A 7,696-nucleotide genomic window follows, 5' to 3' on the forward strand; every position below is an offset into this window, starting at 1 on the left:
CGCCGCGCAGGGCGGCCAGGCCCAGTTCGTATCCGCGAATGACCTCGGTCAGGGCCACCACCTGGTCGTCGGCGCTGACCGCCTCGGCCAGCTGGCCGATGGCCGCGCGCAGGAGCGCCGCGGCGGCCTCGGCATCCGCGACCGCCTGGTTGGCGGGGGTGGTCTGCGCAAGGGCCGGACCGGCAAGGGCGGCGCAGAGCGCCAGGGCAAGGCGGGTTCTCATGGGACGATCAGGCTTTCCCCGGTCATGTCGGAGGGCTGATCCAGCCCCATCAGCGCCAGGACCGTCGGCGCCAGATCGGCCAGGCGCCCGTCGCGCAGACCCGTGACGCCCGGCGCGCCATAGACGATGACCGGGACCGGGTTCAGCGTGTGCGCGGTATGCGGCCCGCCCGTCACCGGGTCGATCATCTGTTCGCAATTGCCGTGATCGGCGCAGATCACCGCCGCCCCCCCGACCGCGTCCAGCGCGGCCAGCATCCGGCCCAGGCCGCGATCCACCGCCTCGCAGGCGCGGGCGGCCGCGTCCAGATCGCCGGTATGGCCGACCATATCGGGGTTGGCATAGTTCACCACGATCAGATCGTAGCCCTGACCGATCACTTGGACCAGCCTGTCGGTGACCTCGACGGACGCCATCTCGGGCGCCAGGTCATAGGTCGCGACCTTGGGGCTTTGCGGCATGTGGCGATCCTCGCCCGGTTCGGGCGTTTCCTTGCCGCCGTTCAGGAAGAAGGTCACGTGGGGGTATTTCTCGGTCTCGGCCAGGCGGAACTGGCGCAGGCCCTTGGCCGCGACCCAGGCCCCAAGGGTGTTCTGCACCTGCCGCTTGGGAAAGGCCGCATGCATGAAGCTGTCATGGCGGGTCGAATAATCGACCATGCCCAGCATCGCGGCCCAGGCCGGGCGCGTGGCGGCGTCAAAGCCGTCGAAGACGGGATCACCCAGGGCAGACAGGATTTCACGCGCGCGGTCGGCGCGGAAGTTCAGGCAGAAGACCCCGTCCCCATCCCGCGCACCTGCATAGCCACCGATGACGAAGGGCGGCACGAACTCGTCCATCTCGCCGCGCGCATGGGCCGTGGCGATGGCGGACGCGGCGTCCGGCGCGGCCTCTCCCTGTCCGGCGACGATGGCGTCGAACGCGCGCTGCACCCGGTCCCAGCGGCTGTCGCGATCCAGTGCGTAATAGCGACCGATCACCGTGCCGATCCGCGCCCCTGCAGGCAGCCCGTCCTGCAGCGTGGCCAGGAAGCCCGGTGCCGAATCGGGGGCCACGTCGCGGCCGTCGGTGATCGCGTGGATCACCACCGGCACGCCTGCCTGGGCCACCGCGCGGGCCGCGGCCAGCACATGGACGATATGACCGTGAACACCGCCATCCGAGACGACACCCAGCAGATGCGCGGTCCCGCCGGTGGCCTTCAGCCGGTCGATGAACGCCAGCAGCGGCGCGTTGCGGCCAAAGCTGCCATCCTCGATCGCCAGATCGATCGCGCCCAGGTCCATCGCGACCACGCGTCCGGCGCCGATATTCGTGTGACCCACCTCGGAATTGCCCATCTGGCCGCGCGGCAGGCCCACGTCGGGACCGTGCGTCACCAGCGTCGCATGGGGACAGTCGCGCATCAGACGGTCGAAATTCGGGGTCGCCGCCCGGTCCGGGGCGCTTTGTTCGGGTCGGGTGGACTGGCCCCAGCCGTCCAGAATGCACAGGATCACGGGTTTGGTCATCGGAGCCTCGCGGTTTTGCCCTTACTTACGCCTCGCGGGCGGCGGCGGCAACCAAGCCCGCCCTTGCCCGGTGCCCCCCTATGCCCGGTGCCCCCTACGCCCGGTGATAGGGCGACCCGGCGAGGATCGTGGCGGCGCGGTACAGCTGTTCGGCCAGCATCACGCGGACCAGCAGATGCGGCCAGACCATCCGGCCCAGGCTGATCTGCCAGTCGGCCCGCGCCCGCAACGACGGATCCAGCCCGTCCGCGCCGCCGATCACGAAGCACACGTCGCGCGCCTGGTCGCGCCAGTCCGCCAGCCGCGCGGCGAATTCGGGAGAGGTCGGCTGATCGCCGCGTTCGTCCATCATCACCACCGCCGCGCCGGGCGGGATGGCGCGGGACAGCAGCTCCGCCTCGGCGGCCATGGTGCCGGCGCGGCGATCCTCGACCTCGACGACGGACACGGCCGGCAGCCCCAGGCTGCGGCCGGTCTTGGCAAATCGCTGCAGGTAGTCGGCGACCAGCGCCGCCTCGGGGCCGGTCTTCAGCCGCCCCACGGCGGCGATGTCGATCCGCATCGCGGCGGATCAGTCCTGCGGCTGATAGCTGGACGGTTGGGCGGGTTCGCGCACGCGGGCCAGCGCATCGGCGGGCAGCCACATCTTTTCCAGCTGATAGAAGTCGCGGACCTCGGGGCGGAACACGTGGACGATCACGTCGTCCGTGTCGATCAGCACCCAGTCGCCGGCATCCTTGCCCTCGATCCGCGGGCTGCGGCCGGTGACCTGCTTCACGCGCTCGGCCAGCTTCTCCGCGATGGCGCCCACCTGACGCGAGCTGCGCCCCGAGGCGATGACCATGTGGTCGGCAATGGCCGTGCGACCGCGCAGGTCGATGCTGACGACCTCCTCGGCCTTGTCGTCATCAAGGGAATTCAGCACCAAGGCCAGCATGTCGTCACTGGTATGCTGGCTGGTCTGCTGGGTCGAGGTCGGCCGACCGGCCGACGGGGCGTCTTGTGACAGGGTGTAGTCCTCCGGTCCGCGCGCCGATAGCCCCCGGCGCAGGGGTTCACCCAACATAGCATCTTTTCGGCCCGTCTCAATCTCTCGCGGCATTTTCCTTGACATGCGCGCGCTTGCCAGCAGGCGGATGCTGGCCTAATCTGGCCCGATGATGCGTTATTTCGACATTCATGACCGCGCGCGCCTGCCGGGCCGCTTCTACGGCGAGATGCTGGGCGTGACCGCTCAGGGCTGACGGCTGCCCGCCCGTCACCCTTCCTGCATCACAGCCGAAAGACCTCAGCCATGACCCCTGCACGCACGCTTTACGACAAGATCTGGGACGCCCATGTGGTGGACCGCCAGGAAGACGGCACCTGCCTTCTGTATATCGACCGCCACCTGGTCCACGAGGTGACCAGCCCGCAGGCCTTCGAGGGGCTGCGCATGACCGGCCGCCCGGTCCGCGCGCCCGAACGCACCATCGCCGTGCCCGACCACAACGTGCCCACCACGCTGGACCGTCAGACCGGCATCGACGACGAGGAAAGCCGCATCCAGGTCGATGCGCTGGACCGCAACGCCCGCGAATTCGGGGTGGTCTATTACCCGGTGAACGACATCCGCCAGGGCATCGTGCACATCGTCGGCCCCGAACAGGGCTGGACCCTGCCCGGCATGACCGTCGTCTGCGGCGACAGCCATACCGCGACCCACGGCGCCTTCGGCGCGCTGGCCCACGGCATCGGCACGTCCGAGGTCGAGCATGTGCTGGCCACCCAGACCCTGATTCAGGGCAAGTCCAAGAACATGAAGGTCGAGATCACCGGACGCCTGGCCCCCGGCGTGACCGCCAAGGACATCGTCCTGCGCATCATCGCCGAGACCGGCACCGCAGGCGGCACAGGCCATGTCATCGAATATTGCGGAGAGGCGATCCGCAACCTGTCGATGGAAGGCCGCATGACCATCTGCAACATGGCGATCGAGGGCGGCGCCCGCGCCGGCCTGATCGCCCCGGACGAGGTCACGTTCAATTACGTCAAGGGCCGTCCCCATGCGCCCAAGGGCGCCCAGTGGGAGGCCGCCGTCGCCTGGTGGAAGACGCTGTTCTCGGACGACGGCGCGCATTTCGACAAGGTCCTGACCATCCGCGCCGAGGACATCGCGCCGACCGTCACCTGGGGCACCAGCCCCGAAGACGCGCTGCCGATCACGGCATCCGTGCCCGACCCGGAAAGCTTTGCGGGCGGCAAGGTCGATGCCGCGCGCCGGTCGCTGGACTACATGGGCCTGACCGCCGGCACGCCGCTGACCGACATCGCCATCGACGCGGTCTTCATCGGATCCTGCACCAACGGCCGGATCGAGGACCTGCGCGCGGCCGCCGACGTGCTGCGCGGGCGCAAGCTGGCGCCGGGCGTGCGCGGCATGGTCGTTCCGGGGTCGGGCCTGGTCCGCGCCATGGCCGAGGAGGAAGGGCTGGACCGCATCTTCATCGACGCGGGCTTTGAATGGCGGCTGGCCGGCTGCTCGATGTGCCTGGGCATGAACCCCGACCAGCTGAAGCCCGGCGAACGCTGCGCCGCGACCAGCAACCGCAACTTCGAGGGGCGCCAGGGCTACAAGGGCCGCACCCATCTGATGAGCCCCGCGATGGCGGCCGCCGCCGGCGTCACCGGACGCCTGACCGACATCCGCGAATTCGCACACGAACCGGCCTGAGGACATCATGGACAAGTTCACCACCCTGACCGGCATCGCGGCCCCCATGCCGCTGGTCAACATCGACACCGACATGATCATCCCCAAGCAGTTCCTGAAGACCATCAAGCGGTCCGGCCTGGGCGTGAACCTGTTCGACGAGATGCGCTATGACCGCGACGGGAACGAGATCCCAGATTTCGTCCTGAACCGGCCCGCCTATCGCGACGCCCAGATCCTGATCGCGGGCGACAATTTCGGCTGCGGCTCCTCGCGCGAACATGCCCCCTGGGCGCTGCTGGATTTCGGCATCCGCTGCGTCGTCTCGACCAGCTTTGCCGACATCTTCTTCAACAACTGCTTCAAGAACGGCATCCTGCCGGTGGTCCTGCCCCAGGATGCGGTCGACGCGCTGATGCGCGATGCCGAAAAGGGCGCGAATGCCCGCATCACCGTCGATCTGGACGCGCAGACCGTGACCGGCGCGGACGGCACCGAATACAGCTTCGACATCGACCCGTTCCGCAAGCATTGCCTGATGAACGGCCTGGACGACATCGGCCTGACGATGGAAAAGGCCCCCGCCATCGACACGTTCGAGACGCAGATGGCCCAGGCCCGCCCTTGGGTCTAAGGGCCCTTGCCCTGGCCATACTGCTGGCGGGCCCGGCGGCGGCCGATCCGCTGCGCATCGCCACCTGGGACCCCGGCCTGTCGCGCGACGGGCCGGGTCTTTTGTTGCGCGACATCATGGCCCGCGATCCGCAGGTTGTGGCCGCGGCACAGGTGATCGCCCATGCCGCGCCCGATGCGATCCTGCTGACCGGGCTGGACTGGGACCTGGACAACCGCGCACTGACCGCTTTCGCGGGCCTGCTGGCCGAACAGGGTCATGCGATGCCGCATCATCATGCGACGCAATCCAACCGCGGCATGGCCACGGGCGTGGACTTGGACGGCGACGGGCGCGCGGGCCAGCCCCGCGATGCGCAGGGCTATGGCGCCTTCACTGGACAGGCGGGGCTGGCGGTGCTGTCGCGCCTGCCCATCGCGGGCGTCGCCGATCACAGCGCGACGCTGTGGCGCGACCTGCCGGGCAACCGGATGCCCGAAAGCCCCCATGCCGACATCCAGCGCCTGTCCAGCACGGCGCACTGGGACGTGGCGCTGGACACGCCTGCGGGGCCGCTGCACCTGCTGGCACTGGCCGCAACGCCCCCCGCCTTCGAGGATCGCAATCCCGCCCGCAACCATGACGAGGTCACCTTCTGGCTGACCCACCTTCCCGATGCGCCCTTTGCGATCCTGGGCAACCTGAACGTCGATCCGCAGGACGGCGACGGCGATCCGGCCACGCTGGCGGCGCTGGCTTCCGTTACCCAGGACCCCCGGCCCCGCGGCGCATGGCAACCTCCCCAGACCGGCCCGAATGCCGGCCAGCGGGGCGACCCGGCGCTGGATACGGCGGAATACGACCGCGCGCCGGGCAACCTGCGACTGGACTACGTCCTGCCAGCGCAGCGGCTGTCGGTGCTGGCGTCGGGTGTCGTCTGGCCCGCGCCCGACGATCCGCTGGCAGAGGCCGTGGCGCTGGCCTCGCATCGCAGGCTGGTCTGGGTCGACCTAGACCTGGAATGAGGTGACGGCCTCCCATGCCGCATCCAGGTCGCCCCCCGTCACGCAATAGGGCGGCAGCACATAGACCGTGTTCCCCAAGGGACGCAGCAGCACGCCGCGATCCATGCAATGCGCCCGCATCCGCGGCCCGACCTCGGACAGATAGCCGCCCTGTGGCACGACCAGGTCGGCGGCGGCGATGGTGCCGCATTGGCGGATGTTGGTGAACCGCCCGTCCAGCCGCGCCAGCCGTTCGGCCTGCATGGCGGACAGCGCGTCCAGCCGCGCCTGCATCGGGCTGGCCTGCCACAGCCGCACCTGCGCCAGCGCCGCCGCGCAGGCGATCGGGTTCGCGGTATAGCTGCTGGAGTGATAGAAGGTCCGCCGCCGGTCGGTCGAGCGATGCGCGTCGAAGATCCGCCCGCTGGCCAGTGTCGCCGCCAGCGGCACCACGCCCCCGGTCAACCCCTTGGACGTGCACAGGATATCGGGCGCAATGCCCGCATGATCGCACGCCCACAACCGCCCGGTGCGGCCCCATCCGGTCATCACCTCGTCGGCGATCATCAGCACGTCGTGGCGGTCGCAGATCGCCCGCAGCCCGGCCAGAACCGCGGGGGCGTACATCCGCATCCCCCCCGCGCCCAGCACCAGCGGCTCCAGAATGATCGCCGCCATCCGCCGGCTGGCCGCCAGCGCCTCGAACGCCGCCAGCGTCGCGGCCCCGTCGCCCTCGGGAAAGGGCAACCGGTCCACCCCGAACATCAGCGGGTCATAGGCGGCGTTGAAGACCCCCCGCTCTCCGACGCTCATCGTGCCGATGGTGTCGCCGTGATAGCTGTCCTCGATCACCGCGATGCGGTGGCGGCCGTCGCCGTCGTGGCGCCAATAGCCCAGGGCCATCTTCAACGCGACCTCGACCGCGGTCGATCCGCTGTCGCTGTAGAACACGTGGTCCAGCCCCGCGGGCGTCATTGTCACCAGCGCCTCGGCCAGCTCCTCCGCCGGGTCATGGGTCAGCCCGGCAAAGATCACCTGGTCCAGCCGTCCGGCGGTCTCGCGGATGGCCTCCACGATCTGGGGCTGATTGTGGCCATGCGTGACCACCCACCAACTGCTGATCCCGTCCAGCAGCGGGCCGCGATCGGTCAGGATATGCGCGCCCTGGGTGCCGACCGCCCGGGGCGGGGCCGGTTCGGTGCCATGCTGGAAGAACGGATGCCAGACGGCGCTCATGCGAAATCCCCTGCGCTAAACGCGGCCCGCATCGCGGCGGTCAGGCTGTCCCTGTCCAGCTGGTCCAGCAAAGGCAGGCGTCCCAGCACCCTGACCCGACCCAGATCGCCGATGGTCGCCATGTTGTCGTCATTCGCAGGCCCGACGAAGGCCACGCCATGCACCGGCACGCCCCGCGCGCGCAGGCTCTCCAGCGCGGTCAGGCTGTGGCTGATCGTGCCCAGCCCCGTGGCACAGACGACGATCACCGGAACCTGCCAGCGCGCGAACAGGTCCGCGAACAGCACCTGCCGCGTGACGGGCACCAGCGCGCCGCCCGCCCCCTCGATCACCAGCCGCGCGGCATCGGGCGGCGTCCAGCCCGCCGGGTCCAGCGTGACGCCCGCCAGCTCCGCCGCCCGGTGCGGTGACAGGGGC

General features: G+C 69.7%; 8 protein-coding genes and 1 pseudogene. 3 read left to right on the top strand and 6 right to left on the bottom strand.

Annotated elements, in window-relative coordinates; all coding sequences use genetic code 11:
- The 4 genes and pseudogenes from FHD68_RS16215 to rsfS form a co-directional block, all read right to left on the bottom strand.
- Positions 1-223, bottom strand: a pseudogene (locus FHD68_RS16215) (murein hydrolase activator EnvC family protein); the annotation flags it as partial.
- Entirely contained in the window at positions 220-1,734 is a 1,515-nt protein-coding gene (gene gpmI / locus FHD68_RS16220) for a 2,3-bisphosphoglycerate-independent phosphoglycerate mutase (RefSeq protein WP_127897688.1), read from the bottom strand. The pseudogene FHD68_RS16215 and the gene gpmI, both read right to left, overlap by 4 nt.
- A 94-nt stretch (positions 1,735-1,828) precedes the next feature.
- Positions 1,829-2,296: a 23S rRNA (pseudouridine(1915)-N(3))-methyltransferase RlmH gene (rlmH, locus tag FHD68_RS16225; protein WP_045982811.1), complete on the bottom strand. Its 468-nt coding sequence runs from the start codon at positions 2,294-2,296 to the stop codon at positions 1,829-1,831.
- A 9-nt stretch (positions 2,297-2,305) separates the two neighbouring features.
- A complete protein-coding gene (gene rsfS, locus FHD68_RS16230) occupies positions 2,306-2,671 on the bottom strand; it encodes a ribosome silencing factor (RefSeq protein ID WP_045982838.1) in 366 nt (121 codons plus the stop codon).
- Between the two features lie 357 nt (positions 2,672-3,028).
- On the opposite strand from rsfS, the gene leuC reads away from it, so the two are divergent.
- The 3 genes from leuC to FHD68_RS16245 are packed head-to-tail and all read left to right on the top strand — an operon-like array spanning position 3,029 to position 6,064.
- A complete protein-coding gene (gene leuC, locus FHD68_RS16235) occupies positions 3,029-4,447 on the top strand; it encodes a 3-isopropylmalate dehydratase large subunit (protein ID WP_127897687.1) in 1,419 nt (472 codons plus the stop codon).
- 7 nt (positions 4,448-4,454) lie between these two features.
- Entirely contained in the window at positions 4,455-5,060 is a 606-nt protein-coding gene (gene leuD, locus FHD68_RS16240) for a 3-isopropylmalate dehydratase small subunit (RefSeq protein ID WP_127897686.1), read from the top strand.
- Positions 5,051-6,064: an endonuclease/exonuclease/phosphatase family protein gene (locus tag FHD68_RS16245; protein WP_127897685.1), complete on the top strand. Its 1,014-nt coding sequence runs from the start codon at positions 5,051-5,053 to the stop codon at positions 6,062-6,064. Before leuD ends, FHD68_RS16245 begins: the two co-directional genes overlap by 10 nt.
- Here the strand turns inward: FHD68_RS16245 and FHD68_RS16250 are convergent.
- Together FHD68_RS16250 and bioD are read right to left on the bottom strand one after the other, a co-directional pair.
- A complete protein-coding gene (locus FHD68_RS16250; RefSeq protein ID WP_139086229.1) occupies positions 6,050-7,279 on the bottom strand; it encodes an adenosylmethionine--8-amino-7-oxononanoate transaminase in 1,230 nt (409 codons plus the stop codon). The two genes, FHD68_RS16245 and FHD68_RS16250, sit on opposite strands and share 15 nt — an antisense overlap.
- A partial coding sequence (gene bioD, locus FHD68_RS16255; protein WP_139086231.1) for an ATP-dependent dethiobiotin synthetase BioD occupies positions 7,276-7,696 on the bottom strand: 421 nt, incomplete at its 5' end. The genes bioD and FHD68_RS16250, both read right to left, overlap by 4 nt.

This window comes from Paracoccus marcusii (assembly GCF_006151785.1).
Classification (GTDB): Bacteria; Pseudomonadota; Alphaproteobacteria; order Rhodobacterales; family Rhodobacteraceae; genus Paracoccus; species Paracoccus marcusii.